Here is a 19,598-nt window from a genome sequence, read left to right on the forward strand (position 1 = left end):
ACCCCAGTCAGCGAAGGGGGACTGATAGGTAAAGATTCGATAGGCTGCGGCAAATCCCTCCCGACACAATCTAAAAAGCCTGCCGCATGGCAGGCTGATCTACGGTATTACCCATATCCGCTGCTGGTCGTCGGATCAGGGACCTTGCCCCCGAACCCGCCGGCGCTGTGGCGCGTCAGACCGGTCATCGCCTTGAGACGATAGCCGATCGTGCGGTACAAGGGCGGCTTGACGATCGTGGTCTCGCGCGGCGCCTCGCCCCCGCGGGAGTGATAGGTCTTGATCCCCTGCTCCTGATACCGTTTCAGTACGTGGGAGAGATCATTCTCGATTGCCGATCCGCGCAGGATGATCCGTTCGATGCCCTGCTTGCGCAAGTAAGCAGCGGAAGGCATATCCTGCGGCAGCACGCACCAGCGATTATCGAATTGGCCAGGCTTCTTGCCCTTGCCCTTCATCCGGTTCGCATCCAACAGGAAAGCCGGCGGCGCGGTGGCCGGCAATCCGAGACCGCCCAGCAGCTGTGCGCCGTTGTACAGTGCCTTGACCAGGGCTTCCACCGGCACGACGGCTGCATTGGACTTGGGACTGCGCACGCCGTTGTACAGCGGCACCGGCCGGTAGCCCATCCGGGCCAGGGCCAGCCCTTCCTCCACCCCCCGGACATCCGGGAGATCCAGGATCAGCATCGTATTATGCTGAGAAGGCTGGACATACTTGATCTGCGGCTCGGCGAGCGCGATCCAGTCGGTATCCGGCGGCCGGATAAACATTACCGGCTTGGCCCACTCCGTCCAGACAGCCCCTGCCGGGGCCCAGCTCTTGTAGGCGCTCAAGTTATCCAGCATGCTCTTCACCTTCTTTCTGGACCAACACGGGGATGTCGATCGCTTTGTGATCTATACGCGCATAAGGGCTGATCCTGCCGTAGAAGCCCGCACATCTGCCACCCACAGTAAACACGCCGATACACAGATGATACTCACCCTGCTCTCCGGCCGGCAAGGTCTGGCTGACGAAGCGGCGCTGCGCGATCCATCGGCCGGGACGCCAACGGACAGACCGTTCGATCTTCCTGCGTTCTTTGGCCGTGACCGCCTCCGGGATCAGGATGCCTTCGCCTACCCGGCCAAGCGCCGGCTTGTAGACCCACTCCTCCCCCGGCCTGCTGACCTGCCGGGGATCCCGGGTCTCGGGGAGCATCCGCTTCCAGGCGGAGAGCTCCACACCCAGCTCATCCCAGATGAGGGGCAGGCGTTTGGACTGGGTCAGCATCGCGATCGGATGGTTGCAGGCGCTCGTCTCCCCGTCATAGAAGTCCCGCCACTGCGAGCGCCGGGGCAGGTTGGTCAGCCATTCCAGCGGATAGAAGCGCAGGAGTCCATCCAGCTGCCCCTCCTGGCCTGCGGCGAGGCTATACGCTTGCTTGCTCTCCCAGCGGATATGATCCGGCGCTGCCATCACTGTATCGTAGCCATGCGCCTGGAAGTAATCGCTCAGGTACTCCATCACCTGACGATCATCCGAATACGCTGTTGCATGGACGAGCGCCAGCGTCCCTGCCTCGCCGATCCGGGCTCTGAACCCGTCCAGCAGATAGGCGGCGATGTCGTGACGGGGTTCGTAGCCGGGGAAGTAACGCGCCGCTATCCCCGGAAGCACCGCTGCCTCCGCCAGTCCGCCCGGGACATCACTGTTCACCTCGGAGATGGCCCAACCATCCGGCGCCGGATGGAAGTCGAAGCGCATCAGCCGGACATGACGGCTCGAATCGTAGCCTTGCAGCCGCTCGAGCGTCTGCTGGATCTGCCGGGGCAGACCAAGCTGCCTGGCGAGGGACAGCCTGCCTAGCAGCGCCTCTTCCATCCGCACCGTCTCCTGAGCCAGGAGCTCCGCCTGCCGCTCCAGCTCCCCGGCGGCCTCGCGGCTCAGCAGCAGCACATGACGGGCCACTGTATTATGATCCTCGACCTGGGGATCCCATTTGTAAGCCTTGAAGATGACGTCATACCGGTAGTCGTCATACTGATCGTGAGGGATCGCAGCCAGCTTCAAGCCCTGCATCACGGTGCGGCACCGAACGTCGGGATCGAGTTGCCCGGGATCGCCGGCAGCAGCATCACGCTGACAACTGCGAACACGACATACAGCACTGCCCAGATCAGCGCTGCCGGCAGCGTCTGGTCGTGGCGGCTGCCTCGGGTATGGGAGCGGTTCACCTGCGAACGCTCGACCTGAAGCGCCCACAGAACCAGGAGCAGCACAGGCCAGCCGTCGAGGAACTCGACGATCGTCATCCACCAGGAGGTCCAGTCTCCCGCCGATGCCCGGCCCAGGAAGATGCCGCTGGCGAGCAGGTAGGCACCGAAGCGGATGCCGCTGGCGATGTCCCGGTCTACGGTGATCTGCTCTGACACATGCGCGAACTTGTTGAACTGAGCAGCCAGCGCCAGCCAGGCCGCAAAGCCCAGTCCGCCGGCTACGACAACAGTCCACCAGCCCGGTCCGTCGCCGATATTGGCCCCGGTGTAGATCATCGTCATCCCCAGGAACGCTCCGGCAACCGCCGCAATACCGGCCCGGTTGCTCCGCCGCAGCGCATCGTCATCCCACGACAGGTCGAGCACCATCCGAAGCATCATGCTGCCGAATGCGAGACACAAGAAACCGAGCAGCAGATACATGGATATATACAGACCATCATCCACGACATCAAAAGAAGCCGACGTGCGAAGGACCCTCAATATGATGATCGTGGCCATCACGGGCAGAAGACCGAGGATCAGCCGCCCGGCTTTGTTGTATGACCACGGCCATAACCGCAGAATTTTATAATACCACATGCTTAAAAAGCAGATTGCGGTGCAGCCTGAAGCGAACAGCACCACCGTTTCCCATCCACTCACTGGTTCAAGCCTCCCGCTATGCAAATAGTAGATAACCTTATGTATTGCCTGGCGAATTGGGCAGGGAGCGCCTGATTGCCCACCCCTCTATTACCCTGTTTTGCGGCGGTTGACGCAGGAGTTCAGCAACGGAGGGAACGTTTATAATTTAAGACGAATCCCGCGCGCTGGGACCTGGGCACTGATCGACCATACAGGTTGGAAGAAACGATTGCAACTAGGGTTAGGTGTCGCTGATCTTCTGGTGTGCCTAGCGCTTGCTCAGGAAGAACTCGCGCCAGCTAAGCTAGCTAAGGACAAAAGTACAACTACATTCTAAAAATAAGCCTACATTAAGGTTCATAACGACAGAAGTACAATTAATCGAGCTGCAATTACCTTTTATATCCATTTATCAGGATGCTAACTGCACTTTTCAGGCTGTTGAAAAAGCACGTTGGAGAGGCTGACGGAGCCAGATAAAGAAAGCCAGGCAGAAATTTTCACGATGGTACCCAGTTCTGGCCTTCTTGGCCAGATAACAGGCGATCTTTTTCAGATTTTGGGCAAACGCCGTCAGGAGAGCCTGTTCTTGCGTTTTGGCTCTCCCTCTAAATTTGCTTCGTCGGTAACCATGAAGTTCTTTGGCTTCGCCAAAGCTCGGCTCGATCTTTCGTTGTCGCCAACTCAGCAGCAACTGCCCGGTCCGGCTGCCCGCATTTTTTTCTACCCGCTCACGGAATCCTTCCCATATGTGGCGTTGAATTTTTCGCTGCTTGGATTTATCCGATGTGCATTGATTCAACAACGGGCATGTCCTGCACTGCGAGGAATCCGACCCGTAAACGCGGTACCCCTCCCGGTTCGTGTGTTTGTAAGTTAGCTCTTGGCCCTGAGGGCAAATATAGGTATCGTTTTTGGAATGATACGTAAAATTAGCTTTAGGAAGCGTACCGGCACGGGTCGCAGCGTTTCGGGTGACAATCGCAGGAAACAATTTCGCTTCCAGTGTTTGTTTGCATACGTAGGGGGTCATATAGCCAGAATCCAGCGCCACGGCTTCTAAGTTATGGAAGCCAAAGGTTTCAATCTGCCGCCGGAGTCGGTCGATATACACGACAGAATCGTTGACATTCCCAGGCGTGATATACACATCGGTGATGATGTTGAACTTGTGATCTACGGTGCGGTGATCCAAGTAATGAAAGCCCTCGGGCTTGCCTGGACGGGTCATAAAGCCGCTCTCCGGGTCAGTCAGACTGGTTTTCCGTTGTTCTTCCTTCGCTGTCTCCTTCGCAGGAGACAGCGGCTTTTTTCCAGAGTTGATCCGATCCTTTTGCACGGCTTCTTCCAGTTCTTGAAGATACGCATGCGGCGTCTCTTCAACCGTCTGCATGACGTATCGATTGTTGTTCGCATTCGCTCTAACATGCGTCGAATCGGTCAATAAAACGCGACCTCCTACCATATTATGGTGGATGGCCAAATGGACGAGCTCGTCAAATAGCTCTTGGAAGATGGAGCTGTCTTTAAAACGCTCATTGCGATTATGACTGATGGTGGAATGATCAGGTACTCGTTCGCTTAAGCCCAGCCCCAAGAACCAACGGTATGCGAGGTTCATGTTGATTTCGTTTTCCAACTGGCGCTCGGAACGAATGCCGTACAAATAACCAATTAACATCATTTTAAAGAGACGGACGGGAGGGATCGGGGGACGGCCTTGCGTCTTCGGGTAATAGGGTTTGGTTTTCTCCGTGATGAAAGAAAAATCGATGTGTTCATCAATCATCCGAAGCAAATGATCCTTCGGAACCAGCATGTCTAGACTCACCAATTCAACTTGGTTTCTTCCCTGGTGCATATGCTCTGAACTCATCGCGCATCCCCCGCTTTCCTAGTTACGATTAGTATACCACAGTACCGCGTTAATTCGTTGAATTCATAGGAGTTTTTCAACAGCCTGACTTTTGTCTTTAAACCATCCCGTAAGGTCTACTTTTCCATTTTTAATTGTACTTTTGTCCATAATCGGGATACTTCCTAGGGTCTGCCACTGCGGATATCGGAGCGGCCTCACTTCACGGCGTTGCGATGCCTCTAACCCTTCATCCAAGAGCTTATGCAACTCAAAATTCCCCACTAACTTTTCATACGTCATCAGGTCTGAGCTTGGTCGAATCGTAGGCATGCCAATCACCCCCGGACAATAAATCGTTATTTTATCAAAACAACGATATATATAAACAATATTACCTTATCGCCATATACATCATAGGCGCATATCCCTTAAGGGATATACGCCTCCACTGCTTCTGCCTGGATCGGGTCGCCATCCAGATACCGGATCTCGATCGTCTCGCCCGGCTGGAATGCAGGTACATGAATTACCGGTATAAACGTGTCGATGATCGCCTTGGCAGGCTCGCCGTCCGGCTTGACGAACGACACCTCCAGGACTACGCCAGGCTGCTGATCCATCGTCGAGTTCGTCATGCGGATCGACTCGATCACCGCTGAAGCGGCGATGCCTTCAGCCAGAATGGCTTGTCGCTGCCGCTTCTCTCCCTGCTTCTCCTTGATCATCCGGAAGATGATCGTCAGGATCAGCGCAGAGGTGACCATCATAAAGCCGAGTACGATCAGCACAATCGTTGTAACTTCCATTGCACACCTCTTCGCACATTAGAGTCAGGTACAGGTTACCACATTCCGTGTCATTGTTATAGGGCGCAGCTGCCATCGCATTAAGGAAATAACCGCTGCGACAACACATCAGCACAGTGACGGATGGCCGCTTTGGTATGGCGGTACAGCGTGGATCTGCTCATATGGAAGGCCGCGGCGAGCTCGTTTTTGTTGGCCTCACGCCGGATGTAGCTATTGTACAGCAGCTGCTGCTCCGCCTTCGACAACGGTGGCGTCGGCACAGCGGCCTGCAGCATCTCAACTACCAGTTCTCTTACTGCCGGCCCATTCAACCCCCAGCGTCGCAGCAATGACAGGCCACCCAGTCTGTCTGCTTCAAACAGATGCTCCAGTACTAGCTTCATTTCTTCCCCGGTGACGACTGCAGAAGATTGAATCTGTCGCTCAATGGAAGCAACGCTGGCCGCAGCCCCCTCGGCAATCATCGTCTCTTCAACATCTGTGGCCTCCGAGTGCTGGATCACTTGCTGCACCCAATCATGAAAAGCTGCCTGCCGGAAATCCAGCACCCATGCTTTCAAGGCTGTTCCCTCATCTGACAACTGCTCCTCCGATGATTGGCTTATCGACAAAGGCCCGTTTTCCCGAAATCCCAGCTGGGGCAGCAGCGCATGCAGATGGGGATCGGCCGTCAGGGCGATGCCCCGCAAGCCATCAGTCAACGAAATGAGCCACTGCTGCATGAGCAGGGCCCCCAACTCCTCTGCGGTATACAGTCGCCGGCTGACGTCGACTGCAGCCAGCAGGACAAACAAGGTGTCTGCGAGCTCGGCCGGACGTTCCGCCAGCTCTTCCGACTCGTCCCCAAAAACCACCCTCCATCCCGGAGCAAACTGGTCCATAAGCGGAACCGTACCCTTGTGCAGCCGCAGTCCGGCACAAAACGCCAACGGCGATCCGCTCTCATCATGCACGACGACGATCCCTTCCGGACAGCTGCGGTAGATCGCCGATAACAGCGCTTCGTATTGATCCGGGTTCACCAGCTCGGATTGCCAAAAGGGTCTTGCCTTAGAGCCGGCGAGCAGCCGCTCCAGGCCAGGCATATCTGCTTCGCAAGCGATCCGCCCCTCTCCCGGCTCCAGACGTGTAGCGAAGTTCGCATAGGCACTGGCATCCGGCAACAGCTCACGGTACAGCTCCAACACATGCGCTGCGAAGCGCATCTGCATCCGCCGGTCGACGGTAGGGAACTGCTCGGCCAGCAGCTCAAGCGTGCGGCGGCGCATCGATCGGTATCGCTGTGGCCGCCGCCGCGCGTTATCCTCTCTGAGCAGGCGGGCGACGACGTGGTGCAGCACTATCCCACTGGATGTCTGGCGGACAAACGACAGCTGGCCCAGCGCCATATATTCGGCAGCCGACAGCGGCGCCGGCAGCAAGCGGTCAAGCCACGGCTCTTCCGCAGTCGGCAGCAGCGCCAATGCCCCCAGCGCTTCATACAACGCAGGAGAGGTGACTTCCTGCAGCAATTCGGCACTGAGCAGAGACGGCAGCTCATGCAGCGCCCGCGCCGAATCCGCGCTCTCCGAACGCATCAGGTCGATGGTTAACGCCAGCGATAAAGGATGCCCGTCCGTCAGCTGAGCGACTTCTTCTTGCAGCGAGGGTTCAAGCCCGCAAGCACGCACATAGTCCAGGACTTGTCTGCGTGAGAAAGGTCGGAGCGGCACATGCTGCAAGCGCGGTCCCCACGTCGGATTGGTACGCCAGGATAGCGCCAGCCCTCTCCGGGAAGCAAACACGAGCATGGTGCGTGAGTCGGAGGCCGCCAGCAAAGGCAGAAAGCTGGACATCAACCAGCCTTCCAGCCTCCTGATATTCTCACAGTTGTCGATCAGCAGGACGGTCTTGCGGTTGCCCATCTCCGAGACAATGCTTTGCAGCAGCGTTGTATCTGTGCTGCGGCGTATGCCGTATTCACTCTCCATACCAAGCTCCAGCGCAGATAAGAAAGCTGCGGGGGAGACCAGCTCGCTTTGGCCGTCCAGCCATAGCGTCATCGCCCCGCCCCGGGCAGCCATTTTACTCATTTCCAGCAGCAGCGTCGTTTTGCCGATCCCGCCAATGCCTGTAACCGACACAAGATCTAACCCGGCATCCGGATCGTTCATCCAGAAAGCCAGGCTGTCCAACTGCTGATCGATACCGATGATAGGATACATCCCGTCAGAATGATAGGCCGATTCGTTTGATTTCTCCATGACTGTTGATCACTCCCGGGCTTAACATGACACAAATATGAACTATCTGATAGTTTCATTTTATACTAAACTGGATGGAGTAAGGAAGAAAATGTGCATTTGCATTCACTGTTAGGGGAGAGGATCGTTTGAGACAGTTGACTATCGGCAGCTCATGGCTCTTGATTATGGTGCTCGTCATCCAGATGGCGCTGCCGGTCCCGAGTGCGCGGGCCGAGCTGGACGCGAAGCCGCCGGAGCACGGCGAATGGGTATTGGTGTCGCAGCGGGAGCATCTGATTCACATCAACAGCAACCAGGAAGATTATCTATCGGCGCATATCCGGCTTCAGGCATCCATTGATCTGTCGGGGTACGATTGGCTGCCTTTTGGAGGCAATGACAAGCCTGCCTTTACCGGTGTATTTGACGGTAACGGATACCTTGTATCAGGCGTTTCTGTGACGGGAAATGATCTGGAGGCGGCCGGTTTCTTCGGCAGCTCAAGCGGCGTCATCCGCAACCTGGGCGTGGAAGGCCATATCCATGGAGGCGCAAATGCCGGCATATTGGCAGGGATCATACAGGGAGGCAGCATCGATCGTTCTTACTCGATCGGATCGGTGGAAAGCGGAACGTTTCCCGCGGCCGGAGTAAGCGTAGCCGGCGGTCTTGTCGGTTCGGCAAATAACAGTACGATCACGCGTGCCTACAGTACCGCTGACGTCGTGGCCGGCCCCACGGGTAATATGTATGCTGGCGGCCTTGTGGGATCCCTGGGGAATGGAAGCATCGAAGACGCCTATGCCATGGGCTCCGTCTCCAATAGGATACACTCCGGCTCATTTGCGCTGCGCTCCGCCGGGTTGACGTCATTTATGATACACGGCACTGTCCAGCGGACTTACGCAACCGGGCCCATAGACCAGACCGCCAATACAGGCGCCTTCTTCGCTCTCTATGGCGGTCTGACAGGAGATGTATTCGGCGGAGGGGGGATCCAGCAATCCTACTTCGACACGGATACGACCGGCACGGCCACCGGTGTCGCACAAGGATCGACTAGCGGCGCGATAGCGAAGGTGACGGCCGAGATGCACCTGCAGTCGACGTACGTCGACTGGGACTTCTCTGCTATCTGGGCGATTCATCCGGATGTAAACGGCGGCTACCCCTACTTGCGTCCAGCTGTCCTGACGGAGGTGCTGCCCCAGGCCGCCAAGGGCGAGCCGTACGAGGTTCAGCTCAGCGCGTTTGACGGCGCTGGCGGAGGATTGACATGGAGCGCCGCCGGCTTGCCGGACGGCATGGAGCTGTCGGCATCCGGCATGCTCCACGGGACACCGGAGACAGCCGGTTCATTTGCAATCCATGTCACTGCCGAGGATATCGGATCCGGCACCGCAGAAGCGACCTTGCAGCTTGAAGTCACCGAGCAAGCGCCAGATATCGCTTCCTTCGAGGTCTATCCCGGAGCTGTGATCGGGAGTGTCGCGGCATCCGGGGAACTGATAGAGCCAACCCACCGTCTCGTGTATCTGCTGTCAGCAGAGGCACATGCACGGCCGCTGGTCGGCGATCATGCCCCGGCGGAAGCATCGCCCTACACGCCAGGCGATGACATCGCGGGAGCGGCGGCAGGCCAGTACCTCAGTCTATACGAGACGGACGAGAGCGGACTGATCCGCGCCTGGAGCGTCGTGCAGCTGGAGGCATCACATATCCGGGCTGCAATCCCGGTGACCGGTATTCGTGTGGAGCCTACGGAGCTGACGCTGACGGCAGGCGATCCGCCGCAGCGCGTCACAGCTGTCATCGAACCGGCCGATGCCGACAACCAGGCGGTCAGCTGGAGCAGCGACACTCCGGGTGTGGCCACGGTCAACGTTTCGGGCGAGATCACGCCGTTAGCTCCGGGAACCGCGACGGTTACGGCGCAGGCCGCAGATGGCGGCCACACGGCAGAGGTGACGGTGACGGTGCAGGCCAGGCCTCCTGTTACCGGATCTATTGCAGGGACGGTCTATGCTTCTGGAGGCACCCCGCTATCCGGTGCGGCAGTGACGGTCAATGGGGAGAGCATGGCGGTTACCGCTTCTGACGGCACCTTTCAGATTACGGATCTCAGCGCTGCTGCCGTCACGATTCAGATATCTGCTCCCGGCTATGAACCGTTCACAAGGGAAGTGGATGTCCCGGCTGGAAGTACGCTTGAGCTGGGGCGCATCGTGCTGGCCAGATCGCAGACGGGCGGCGGATGGATCTATTATCCCCCCGTGCTGCCCCCAGAGCCGCAGCCGCAGTCTACAACAGTCGTGTCTGTGAATGGAGCTGATATCCAGGTGAAGCTGACATCGAATCAGGCAGCAGACGGCCGGTATGCCGCAACGCTGACATTCGATGAGACGCAGGTGCTCGCGATGCTGGATGATCAGGAGGCCGGCGGCCATGCGGTCATCGACATGAACCTGACTGAATCGATTGTGCTTGCTGAACTGCCGGCTTCGGCGCTGCGTCGATCCTGGCTAGCACATCCAAACGGCACGATCGAGCTTCGGGTGAACGGTGCCGGCATCACACTGCCGCTGGCACTCGTCAGCCAGCACACCAGCAGCGAGATTGTGACGATCCGCATCGCCAGATTGACAGATGAAGACGAGGACGCAGCGCAGCATGCTTTATCCCGTCAGGGCATGCGGTCGTTGTCGGAGATCGTGGAGCTGTCCATCCTGCTGGACGGGATTGCTGCTGCGGCATACGACGACGGCTATATCGCCCACAGCATCGCTGTCGATGCTCCCGTTGACGGGCAGCGTATCTCCGTTGTACGGATTGCCGAAGGTCAGCGTCTATACAGGACGCCCGCCCGCATGAGCCAGGACGGTTCAGACCCGATTGCCTTCTTCTCGTTGCAGCCTGGCTTGTTCACCGTCGTAGAGTCCGTGCCTGTCTACTCAGGCTGGCAGGGTCACTGGGCCGGGACCGATATCGGAGTTCTGACAGGCACCCGGATATGGGAGATCGACAAGGAAGGAAGCGTCGCTCCAGATGCACCGATCAGCAGGGCAACATTTGCGACGCTGCTCGTCCGGACGCTTGGCATTCCGGAGATGACCGGGCCCCACGGATTTGCCGATGTGGAGGAGGCTGACCCCAATATCGGTATATACACGGCGGCACGGGAAGCGGGACTGATCGGCGGATATGAGGACGGTTCATTCAGACCAGAGACGCCCGTTACCCGCGAGCAGATGGCGGTGATGACGGTCCGGGCGCTTGCTTTTGCCAGACAGCGCGGCAGCGCTGCAGGGCTAACAGCGATTGCCGGTGCGGAGCAAGCAGCCGCCGCCCGATTCACCGATGCGGGCGACATAGCCGTCTGGGCGAGGGAGCCGATCGCACAGCTGACGACAGCTGGTATCGTCGTCGGTTCGCCAGACGGGGCGTTTGCTCCCAAGCAGCCGGCAACAAACGCCCAAGCGGCAGTTATGCTGAGACGGATGCTCCAGCATTTGGAGTTGTCATAATAGCAAGAGACATCCCGTAAGATGAGGCGGGATGTCTCTTCTTTGCGTTACACAAAAAAAGTTCTCAACTCGGCTGCGATGCGCTCGGCATCCAGCTTCCTGGTATGACCGAGGCCACGCTTGCTTCGCAGCTCGGCATCCGGAAGCAGCTCAGCCAGCGCCCGGGCACCGTTGCGCAACGCCACCGGACTCTCTTCTCCCGCCAATACCAGGGCTGGCATGGCAACGGATGCTTCCCACTCACGGGAGAGCGGCTGTCCATTCATGTAGCCTTCCATGAGTGCAGCATCATAAGGCAGCGTGTGCGCCACCGCCATCAGATTGCCCCAGACACCGGGCATGAGACGCATCATCGTCACGATGAATGCCGGAGCGCCCATCCCCTTTGTCATAAAATATTTGATTGCCCCGGCCCGGTCATTTGCAGCGATCAGCGCCGTCACGCGGGCAAGAAAATCTGTCGGTGGTCTATGTCCCTCCCCACTCACGACCAAAGGCGGCTCATGGAGAGCCAGCTTGGTAATATTCGCACCTCCTGCAGCAGCCTTCAGCGCCAACACCGCCCCCGAGGACAAGCCCCACACATAGGCAGAACCGCCAGCTGCAGCGATCAAGGCTTCGAGATCCTCCACTTCGCGCTCGATTGCGTAGGTGGGTGTATCTCCGCTATCGCCCCGCCCCCGGCGGTCATAATTATAGATGGTATATCGGTCCGACAACTGTGCCGCGAGCTGCACCTGCCCCGGAAACTTGCGGTAGCTGAAGGCGCCTGCGACGAGGATGAGTGCCGGGCCTTGCCCTGTCTTGTCATAGACAATGCGGGTGCCGTCTTTTGAAGTTACGCTGTTCATGTCAGAACTCCTTTGTATGAGTAATCCGCTAGCCTTATATTCCGAGCCGGACGGACACAGTAGACGCTATTCCAGCCTATACCTGCTTTTGAAACACGCTTACGGACAGACGATTCGCTATATAACTCCTTGAGGCCAATTTAACACGGAAATCCTGCACATAACGGAACGTCTGTCCGTTCTTTGCACAGAGTCCCGACTCTGTTCAATATAGGCGCTACTGGGTCCGCTCGCGACGATCGGCGCAGCTTGGCAACTGTGCCCTCAGCTTGGCCGCTATTCCGCTGGTCTATCGGTTGCATTCTGTCTCACAGCTCTTCTGCTAACCGCCCGCAGGTCGTCTATGCAAGGGTTGATGACGCCTGAGTGACCAGGGCCACCAGCTGTTCTTTATCCGCTTCTTGCCCTTGCCGCAGCTTGATCGTCTTGCGCTCCGGCGGCCCGTCGAATCCTTCAGGCAGCGACAGTTCGGTCGTATTGAAAATGGTAAAGCTCACCGCATCCTTGGACGTCGAGATGACAGCGGCGTACTTGCCGTTTTTGAGAAAATGCGGCTTCTTGTACTGGATTCGTTCCTGTACATCTGGGATGGCAGCATGGACAACCTCGCGAAGGCTCGTACATAATTCACGTTGCCAAGACTCCTGGACGGCGGCGATAAAATCGGTGATTTCCTGACTCATGATTACTTCTCCTCTGCTACTTGGATTGGGAATTGCTCTTGTCCCGAACCGGGACTACACTACTCCTGGCCTTGACGCATGCTGCCTTGTATTGGCAAACCGATGCTGAGTCTTAACTCGTCTTCCATTGTCTGCTGGAACGGACTGCCGGCGTTCAAGGGAAGCTCCTGCATCCGGCGCAGCTCGGCAGCTCCTTCTCCGTATCCGTTGGGATCAGGCATCCGCAGCGCCCATGCGATCGCTTCGTCTTCGCTGTTGACCTCAATCATGACGTAGCCTGAGATGAGTTCCTGCACGTCATGCAGCGGGCCTGGCGTCAGTACCGGCCGATGTCCCGGGACGGGATACGATAGACGAAGTCCGCTCGAGCTGGGCATGAACCCTTCCACTGCAACCAGCACACCTGCCGCCTCAAGTTCATCATAATATGCTTTAGTGGCGGAGAGACTTTTCCCGCTCGGCCTAATCCCGGCCTCCGAATGCCGGCTCGCTTTGGTCAGCAAAATAAATCTCATGTCACGTTCTCCTCCCCGTCGCCGTCTGATTCGCATGCCGCGGCTCGCTTCAGCAGCAGCTCCCGTTCTTTCTCATTACGCGTGAGCGTAGCCGCCCGCTGGAACGCCGCTTGCGCTTCCTCGCGGCGTCCCAGCTTCTCCAGGAAGTCGCCTTTTACACTGGGCAGCAGGTGATACTCGGCAAGCGACGACACAGCCTCCAGTTGCTCGACGAGCTGGAGCCCGAATGCGGGCCCGAAGGCCATCGCTATCGCAACCGCCCGGTTCAATTCGACAACCGGTGAGGGCATCACGCGGGACAGGGCTTCGTATAGAGCTGCGATTCGCACCCAATCCGTCTCCTCTGCGGTCCGCGCCGTCGCATGGCAGGCGGATATCGATGCCTGCAGCGCATAGGGGCCAAGGAGATGACCCAGCGATCGGGCACGCTCCAGCGCCTCTAGGCCGCGACGGATCAGCAGGTGATCCCACAACGCCCGATTCTGGTCCTGGAGCAGGATCGGGTCGCCTGTCGGTGTGACCCGGGTACGAAACCGCGACGACTGGAGCTCCATGAGCGACACGAGGCCATGAACCTCCGGCTCCCCCGGGGCGGCCTCCGCCAGTACCCGTCCCAGCCGCAGCGCTTCCTGACAGAGCAGCGGCCGCATCCAGCTGCTGCCCGAGGTAGCCGCATAACCTTCATTGTAGAGGAGATAGATAACCTCCAGCACGGTCTCCATGCGGTTCTTCAACTCGTCGCCTTCCGGGATCTGAAACTCGGCCCGGACTTCACGCAAGCGCCGCTTGGCGCGTACGATCCGCTGGGCGATGGTGGGCTCGGACACGAAGAAGGCATGTGCGATCTCTTCTGTCGAGAGTCCCCCCAGCAACCGCAGCGTCAGCGCCACTCTCGCCTCGCGGGTGAGGGCGGGATGACACGTCATGAAGATCAACCGCAGCACATCATCCCCGAGCTCGCCGTCCATCATCCCGCTTCTGTCATCTTCCGTGAACAAATCGGCGCTGCGGCTGACCTCGGCATATTTCTCGTCGCGCACCTTGTTCCTGCGCATCAGATCGATAGCCTGCCGTTTGGCCGCTGTCATCAGCCAAGCTCCCGGATTATCAGGGATCCCCGTCTCCGGCCACTTCCGAAGCGCGATGACCAGCGCATCCTGCGCCAGATCTTCAGCCAAGCCGACATCATGGACCATGCGGGTCAGGGCTGCGATCAGCCTGGTCGATTCCAGACGCCAGACCGCATCGATCGCACGGTGGCTGGCTCGATCTGTCATGACCGGCTGCGCCGCTGCAGCTCTTCGGTTAACGTCTCATGCGCCGCCAGCATCTCGGCATCCTCTGTAAGCTCAGGCCCCTCGAACACCTGCCGGAGCTCGATCCGCCCCTCGCCGTTTCCGTGCGGATCCGGCATCCGCAGCGCCCACTCGATCGCTTCCTCTCGCGACCGCACCTCGATCAGCGTATAGCCGGCGATCAGCTCTTTGGCTTCGCTGAACGGCCCGTCGATAATCGTCGGCTTGCCGCCCGGCTCTTCGTATGAGATGCGGATCGCGCCGGAGGATGGATGCAGCCCATCTGCTGCGATCAGCACGCCGGCTTTGGCCAGCTCCTCATTGTAGCGCATCATCGCTTCGAACAGCTCGGGGCTCGGCGGCGCTCCCGCCTCGGAATCTGTAGTCGCTTTGACAATCATCATAAATCGCATATCGTATCTTCCTCCTAGTGTTAAGGTACAGCCGAACATCCATATTGCCGGCCTCTACTATTACAACGAATGACAGACCGTCACATCGACAACCTTCGAAAAAAAGTTTTTTCCTTATTTGAAATCTCGCTCTTAACTTATTCGAGTTCCATCTAGCGCTTCCTGCCCCGCGCGGTGAGCACGCCGATGACAGGTCCCTTGAGCGAGCGGCTTGCGTGGTGCGGAATTGTGCCGACCAGGTGCACAATGTTACTTGAATTCCACCATACCAAGGGGTTCCGCCCAACAAGGGGCACAATGTTACTTGGACTTCTACCAAGATCGGGGCAGCTCGCCTGGCATGCCCAGCAATACAAAAAAGGCCATGCGCAATTGGCATTGGCCTCTCTCTCTTAGCCGACGTGCACTCGGCTCTCGGTCTGGATGTCATATGTCTCGCCTGCGATATACGGTGACCACTACGATAATGAGGGCGACCGTCCAGCCGAGCAGAACAAAGGGGCTTTGTCCCGGGTCTGGCAGCCCTGCGGTATCGGGCAGGTAATCTGCAAGGGCTGTCCGCTCCCGCAAGAGCGGGCCGGCAATAAAGTGGTAGCCGAGCAGGACAATGATGGCCGCCTGTGCTCGCCGCAGCAGGACACCGACCGTCGTGCCAATCAGCGCGTTCAAGACGAGATGTCCGGCCACATCTATAAGGACTGCAGCGACATCCCCCGCCTGAACAGGAGCTGAGCTACCGGCTAAGATGATGCCGGCGAGCAGGATACCGGATGCGGCGATGAGTGTCGCGGCTGGCAGTACAAGAATCGTAAGGGCGAGAAGCGCAGCGGCAAGCTGCATGCCTCTTCGCGGCACCGCTATGAGCGTCGTGCGGATCTGACCGCCGGTATACTCGGAACAGGTCGCCAGAACGCCCAGAATGACAAAGCCGGCTATCACGTAGCTGAGCGGAGCGAGACCGATGTCCAGGACGTTTGGTACGCCGGCCGAGTCCTGCAGAGCATGGCTGGCGAAAGCTGCGGATAAGCCGAGATTCATGATTGCCGTAATCCCAAGGGTTAGCCACACAGCCGGCAGCGACCACAGCTTCGACAGTTCCGCAGCAAGCGCCTGTACAGCCTCCCGGCTGCGAGTCCGCTGGGACCTCATGCATCTCTCCGGCAGAACACAACAGCGGCGACAGCGAGCAGAGCAGCTACCCAAGCCGTCATCACCGCACCGCCTACCAACGGAGAGAAGTCCGCTGTGGAGTCGGCGATATCACGCACGAACATGCGGATCCCCGCCATATCGGGCAGGTAGTTCGCGAGGGGCGTGAGGCGCGTAAGCAGATAAGTTACGGACACCAAAGAGGTATTGACGATCAGGACAGCCAACGGAATGATGCCGCTCCTTGTCAGGAGCGTTATCCCAAAGGCCAGCAGGGAAGTCAGTACCCAGTAACAGACAACGCCGAACAGCCGCGCCCCATCTGTGCTCATCGGGACAAGCACCTGCTCGCCAAGTACGAGATGAAGCACGCTCATCGTGACGGCTGTCGCGGCCACCGCGAGCAAGGCACTCATCACGGCTACCGCCGCCGCCTTGGCCAGCAGGAAGTGAAGGCGGGACGGCATGGCTGTCAGGCTGGCGGTGATCTGGCGTCCGCCGCCGGATTCGCCGCCCTCGGTGAAATATTCGCTGCTGATTGCGACCACGCCAACAATAATGACGCCAATCACGCCAAACGCCAATTCTTGATAACCAGTGTCGATCCCCGCCATGCTCTCCGCTCCCCGGGTGATCGCATTCCGGGTCGAGACAGCGTTGACCGCGGCGATCGCGCTCGGGACTACCACCCCGGTGATCATCGCGATCCAGATCGAAGGAAGCGATGCAAGCTTGGACAATTCACCCGCGAGCGCCCTCATCTTGTACCGCCTTCCTTCCCTGTCGTGAGGGCAAAAAACGCGTCTTCCAGCGTACGGTGCGTACCCGTAACTTCGGCAAGCGTGCCGTCCGCGACGATCCGGCCCTGATGGATGACCACGACATCGTCCACCGTCTCGGCAAGCTCTCCCATCAAATGACTGGAGAGCAGTACGGTCCGGCCGGCAGCTGCGCGCTCACGCAGAAAGGTTCTCAGCCAGCGAATGCCCGTCGGATCCAGCCCGTTCACTGGCTCGTCAAGGATCAGAATCTCTGGGTCGCCGAGGAGCGCAGCGGCCAGCCCAAGACGCCTTCCCATCCCGAGTGAGTAGCTGCCCACACGTTTGGAAGAGGCGTCGGCAAGCTCCACAATCTCCAGCACCTCTTCGACGCGGGCACGCGGCAGCCCTGCGGCACGGGCGATCCAGCGGAGGTGTGCTCGTCCGGTCCGGGACCGATGGGCCCCGGAACCATCCAACACGGCCCCGACGACAGCAAGCGGGCTGTGAAGCTTCGCAAACGGCATGCCTTTGATGTGAGCCGTGCCTGAGGTGGGGCGGTCAAGTCCCAGCAGGATCCGGAGGGTCGAGCTTTTGCCTGCGCCGTTCGGTCCAAGAAATCCGGTCACCCGTCCCGGACGGGCCTCGAAGCTGATATCCCTCAATATATCGCGGGAACCGCGGCGCTTCACGAGATGATGAATGGTAAGCATGATATCCTCTCCTTCCTATCATGCTTCCTATCATAGCCCGTGCAAGTAAATTTCCGGTGAGCGCTTTGGTTAAATTCCGTTTAACTTTGTTTCGATCCGCACGACCGTACCGTTCTCATCCGAGGTACATACAGCTTGCAGCCGCATTTCCTTCAGCATATGCGTCGTGATTGACAGCCCGATGCCCGCTCCCTGATCGTTCGAACCTTGCTCCATGCCGGGACCGTGATCTTTAATCGTCAGCTGTTCCTGTTCCGCATTCACGGCGATGCCGACATACTTGCCGGCATCCGCATGCCGGAGGACGTTCTGGAACAGATTGTCCAGCACGCGCGTCATCCACCCGGGATCCACCTCCCATGTGAACGCAGCGTGCTCCGGCAGATCGACTTCGATATGAAAGCCTGCGCTCTCGAATGCCGGATACCAGGAAGCGACGGCCGATCTCATCAGACGGACCATATCCGTCGGCTTCGGACGGTAAGGATATTTGCCCGAGGTAAGCAAGGTATAGGCCAGCAAGTCGTCCATCAATCCGCCGACGCGGGTAATCGTACGGTCAACTGCCTCGAGCGAGTGGCGTCCTGCCAGACTAAGCGACTCTCTCTGAAGTCTGGAGGCGTGCCCCCTAAGGGCGGTCAGCGGCGTCCGCAAGTCATGTGACAGATTGGCGATCAGCCGCCGCCGCAGCGACTCCTCCTCCAACTCGCGGCTGCGGCTCTCTTCGAGCTGGCGAAGCATCCGGTTGAAGGATGCCTGCAGCTGATCGACCTCGTCCATCCGCCCCGTCTGAACAGGCACGGGCTGCGGCAGCCCCGTGCCGTCTGTGGAGACGGTCATGGCTTCTTGCAGGCGAATCAGCCGCTGGCGGAGACGATAAAAGAACAGCCACGACACGCCGAGAAATACGGTCATGATCAGGCCCACCAGCAGGTTTATGCTGCGAGATTGATGCTGCATGTCCGCAGCTGATTGCCCCTGGGAAGGGAATACGCCAACAACCGACACAAGCAGCAGAATCGGCAGTAGAATCACGAGCACAAAATGGACCCACAAATAACGGTGGAAAAAAGACCCGGCCCGCTTCATCGCTTGATCCTATACCCGACGCCCCGGATCGTTTCGACGATCTCCGGCGCGCTCGGATCCAGCTCCAACTTTTCGCGCAGATGCCGGATATGGACCATCAGCGTCTTGTCGCCATCCATATACCGTTCCCCCCACACCGCTTCGAAGATCTGCTCTTTGGTCAGGATCCGGTTCGGATGCCGCAGGAAGTACATCAAAATCTGATGCTGTTTGGCCGTCAGGACGATCTCTTCGCCCGTGCGCATATCCACTACCGCATGGCCGGTCGGATCGACTAGGATATGTTCCCCGAGCTTGATACGCTGGCCAAGCCCTGTTCCGCTGCGGCGGAGCAGCACCTCCAGCCTGGCGGCCAACTCGTCGGCGTGAAACGGCTTGGTGACGTAATCGTCGGCGAACTTTAGCCCCTGCAGCTTGTCATCCACTGCAGTCCTGGCAGACAGCAGCAGAACCGGCAGCGTCGGCGCCGTCTGCTTCAACCGCTGCCCGACTGTGAACCCGTCCAGGCCGGGCAGCATAATATCGAGAATCGCCACATCGTGTCCGGTCGCATCCCGTTCCGCGCCTTCGCCGGAGCGCAGCCAATGAACCGCATAGCCGCGCTGCTCCAGCTCCTCCTTAACCCACTGCCCGATCTCCGGATCATCTTCGATATACAGCACACGTCTTGTTGTCATGCTGCAAACCCTCTCTTTCATAACAAGCTTGGTCCTTCCAGCATAACACAAAACCCCATGGGAAAAGTTGCTGCCCAGACGGCTGCAAATTCGGCAATGAACAGCGTTGATCACCAATCCAGGACGTCACACCTTCTGCGAAATGCATGCC

17 protein-coding genes and 1 pseudogene are annotated in these 19,598 nt (G+C 58.6%); 1 reads left to right on the forward strand and 17 read right to left on the reverse strand.

Features of this window, described 5'->3' with window-relative positions; genetic code table 11:
* Positions 1 to 107 precede the first annotated feature (107 nt).
* The 7 genes and pseudogenes from ABC336_RS06800 to ABC336_RS06830 all read right to left on the reverse strand — a co-directional run bounded on the left by ABC336_RS06800 (position 108) and on the right by ABC336_RS06830 (position 7,798).
* On the reverse strand, positions 108 to 848 hold the full coding sequence (locus ABC336_RS06800) for a hypothetical protein (RefSeq protein ID WP_413237959.1): 741 nt from the start codon (positions 846 to 848) through the stop codon (positions 108 to 110).
* On the reverse strand, positions 838 to 2,064 hold the full coding sequence (locus ABC336_RS06805; RefSeq protein WP_413237960.1) for a glutathionylspermidine synthase family protein: 1,227 nt from the start codon (positions 2,062 to 2,064) through the stop codon (positions 838 to 840). Before ABC336_RS06805 ends, ABC336_RS06800 begins: the two co-directional genes overlap by 11 nt.
* A complete protein-coding gene (locus ABC336_RS06810; RefSeq protein WP_413237961.1) occupies positions 2,064 to 2,906 on the reverse strand; it encodes a DUF350 domain-containing protein in 843 nt (280 codons plus the stop codon). Before ABC336_RS06810 ends, ABC336_RS06805 begins: the two co-directional genes overlap by 1 nt.
* Positions 2,907 to 3,411: 505 nt before the next feature.
* A pseudogene (locus ABC336_RS06815) lies at positions 3,412 to 4,764 on the reverse strand (IS1182 family transposase); the annotation flags it as partial.
* 63 nt (positions 4,765 to 4,827) lie between these two features.
* On the reverse strand, positions 4,828 to 5,076 hold the full coding sequence (locus ABC336_RS06820; RefSeq protein ID WP_413237962.1) for a hypothetical protein: 249 nt from the start codon (positions 5,074 to 5,076) through the stop codon (positions 4,828 to 4,830).
* 98 nt (positions 5,077 to 5,174) lie between these two features.
* Positions 5,175 to 5,552 carry a hypothetical protein gene (locus ABC336_RS06825; protein ID WP_413237963.1) on the reverse strand — a complete coding sequence of 126 codons (378 nt, stop codon included), beginning with the start codon at positions 5,550 to 5,552 and terminating at the stop codon, positions 5,175 to 5,177.
* Positions 5,553 to 5,632: 80 nt separating this feature from the next.
* Entirely contained in the window at positions 5,633 to 7,798 is a 2,166-nt protein-coding gene (locus ABC336_RS06830) for a bacterio-opsin activator (protein ID WP_413237964.1), read from the reverse strand.
* A gap of 128 nt (positions 7,799 to 7,926) precedes the next feature.
* Here ABC336_RS06830 and ABC336_RS06835 point away from each other — a divergent pair, with 128 nt between their 5' ends.
* Entirely contained in the window at positions 7,927 to 11,304 is a 3,378-nt protein-coding gene (locus ABC336_RS06835; protein WP_413237965.1) for an S-layer homology domain-containing protein, read from the forward strand.
* 47 nt (positions 11,305 to 11,351) lie between these two features.
* Here ABC336_RS06835 and ABC336_RS06840 read toward each other — a convergent pair whose 3' ends face one another.
* From ABC336_RS06840 to ABC336_RS06885, 10 genes are all read right to left on the reverse strand, one after another.
* Positions 11,352 to 12,155: an alpha/beta fold hydrolase gene (locus tag ABC336_RS06840; RefSeq protein WP_413237966.1), complete on the reverse strand. Its 804-nt coding sequence runs from the start codon at positions 12,153 to 12,155 to the stop codon at positions 11,352 to 11,354.
* Between the two features lie 341 nt (positions 12,156 to 12,496).
* On the reverse strand, positions 12,497 to 12,838 hold the full coding sequence (locus tag ABC336_RS06845) for a DUF1801 domain-containing protein (protein WP_413237967.1): 342 nt from the start codon (positions 12,836 to 12,838) through the stop codon (positions 12,497 to 12,499).
* A gap of 59 nt (positions 12,839 to 12,897) precedes the next feature.
* Positions 12,898 to 13,353, reverse strand: coding sequence for a YciI family protein (locus ABC336_RS06850; protein ID WP_413237968.1), 456 nt, complete (start codon positions 13,351 to 13,353; stop codon positions 12,898 to 12,900).
* A complete protein-coding gene (locus ABC336_RS06855; RefSeq protein ID WP_413237969.1) occupies positions 13,350 to 14,630 on the reverse strand; it encodes an RNA polymerase sigma factor in 1,281 nt (426 codons plus the stop codon). Before ABC336_RS06855 ends, ABC336_RS06850 begins: the two co-directional genes overlap by 4 nt.
* A complete protein-coding gene (locus ABC336_RS06860) occupies positions 14,627 to 15,061 on the reverse strand; it encodes a YciI family protein (RefSeq protein ID WP_413237970.1) in 435 nt (144 codons plus the stop codon). Before ABC336_RS06860 ends, ABC336_RS06855 begins: the two co-directional genes overlap by 4 nt.
* Positions 15,062 to 15,487: 426 nt before the next feature.
* Complete coding sequence (locus ABC336_RS06865) at positions 15,488 to 16,210, reverse strand: ABC transporter permease (protein ID WP_413237971.1); 723 nt, start codon at positions 16,208 to 16,210, stop codon at positions 15,488 to 15,490.
* Positions 16,207 to 16,971 carry an ABC transporter permease gene (locus tag ABC336_RS06870; RefSeq protein ID WP_413237972.1) on the reverse strand — a complete coding sequence of 255 codons (765 nt, stop codon included), beginning with the start codon at positions 16,969 to 16,971 and terminating at the stop codon, positions 16,207 to 16,209. The genes ABC336_RS06865 and ABC336_RS06870 overlap by 4 nt, the downstream gene beginning before the upstream one ends.
* Positions 16,968 to 17,681 carry an ABC transporter ATP-binding protein gene (locus ABC336_RS06875; protein ID WP_413237973.1) on the reverse strand — a complete coding sequence of 238 codons (714 nt, stop codon included), beginning with the start codon at positions 17,679 to 17,681 and terminating at the stop codon, positions 16,968 to 16,970. The genes ABC336_RS06870 and ABC336_RS06875 overlap by 4 nt, the downstream gene beginning before the upstream one ends.
* Positions 17,682 to 17,750: 69 nt before the next feature.
* Positions 17,751 to 18,770, reverse strand: coding sequence for a HAMP domain-containing sensor histidine kinase (locus tag ABC336_RS06880; RefSeq protein ID WP_413237974.1), 1,020 nt, complete (start codon positions 18,768 to 18,770; stop codon positions 17,751 to 17,753).
* Complete coding sequence (locus tag ABC336_RS06885) at positions 18,767 to 19,447, reverse strand: response regulator transcription factor (protein WP_413237975.1); 681 nt, start codon at positions 19,445 to 19,447, stop codon at positions 18,767 to 18,769. The genes ABC336_RS06880 and ABC336_RS06885 overlap by 4 nt, the downstream gene beginning before the upstream one ends.
* Positions 19,448 to 19,598 lie beyond the last annotated feature (151 nt).

Origin of the sequence: Paenibacillus jepli (genome assembly GCF_047238105.1) — a bacterium.
Lineage (GTDB): Bacteria > Bacillota > Bacilli > Paenibacillales > Paenibacillaceae > Paenibacillus_D.

Excerpts from the sequence above, each read along its gene's own strand:
- ABC336_RS06800 (WP_413237959.1), bottom strand. The coding sequence starts at position 848 with ATGCTGGATAACTTGAGCGCCTACAAGAGCTGGGCCCCGGCAGGGGCT.
- ABC336_RS06805 (WP_413237960.1), bottom strand. The coding sequence starts at position 2,064 with ATGCAGGGCTTGAAGCTGGCTGCGATCCCTCACGATCAGTATGACGAC.
- ABC336_RS06820 (WP_413237962.1), bottom strand. The coding sequence starts at position 5,076 with ATGCCTACGATTCGACCAAGCTCAGACCTGATGACGTATGAAAAGTTA.
- ABC336_RS06825 (WP_413237963.1), bottom strand. The coding sequence starts at position 5,552 with ATGGAAGTTACAACGATTGTGCTGATCGTACTCGGCTTTATGATGGTC.
- ABC336_RS06830 (WP_413237964.1), bottom strand. The coding sequence starts at position 7,798 with ATGGAGAAATCAAACGAATCGGCCTATCATTCTGACGGGATGTATCCT.
- ABC336_RS06840 (WP_413237966.1), bottom strand. The coding sequence starts at position 12,155 with ATGAACAGCGTAACTTCAAAAGACGGCACCCGCATTGTCTATGACAAG.
- ABC336_RS06845 (WP_413237967.1), bottom strand. The coding sequence starts at position 12,838 with ATGAGTCAGGAAATCACCGATTTTATCGCCGCCGTCCAGGAGTCTTGG.
- ABC336_RS06850 (WP_413237968.1), bottom strand. The coding sequence starts at position 13,353 with ATGAGATTTATTTTGCTGACCAAAGCGAGCCGGCATTCGGAGGCCGGG.
- ABC336_RS06855 (WP_413237969.1), bottom strand. The coding sequence starts at position 14,630 with ATGACAGATCGAGCCAGCCACCGTGCGATCGATGCGGTCTGGCGTCTG.
- ABC336_RS06860 (WP_413237970.1), bottom strand. The coding sequence starts at position 15,061 with ATGCGATTTATGATGATTGTCAAAGCGACTACAGATTCCGAGGCGGGA.
- ABC336_RS06865 (WP_413237971.1), bottom strand. The coding sequence starts at position 16,210 with ATGAGGTCCCAGCGGACTCGCAGCCGGGAGGCTGTACAGGCGCTTGCT.
- ABC336_RS06870 (WP_413237972.1), bottom strand. The coding sequence starts at position 16,971 with ATGAGGGCGCTCGCGGGTGAATTGTCCAAGCTTGCATCGCTTCCTTCG.
- ABC336_RS06875 (WP_413237973.1), bottom strand. The coding sequence starts at position 17,681 with ATGCTTACCATTCATCATCTCGTGAAGCGCCGCGGTTCCCGCGATATA.
- ABC336_RS06880 (WP_413237974.1), bottom strand. The coding sequence starts at position 18,770 with ATGAAGCGGGCCGGGTCTTTTTTCCACCGTTATTTGTGGGTCCATTTT.
- ABC336_RS06885 (WP_413237975.1), bottom strand. The coding sequence starts at position 19,447 with ATGACAACAAGACGTGTGCTGTATATCGAAGATGATCCGGAGATCGGG.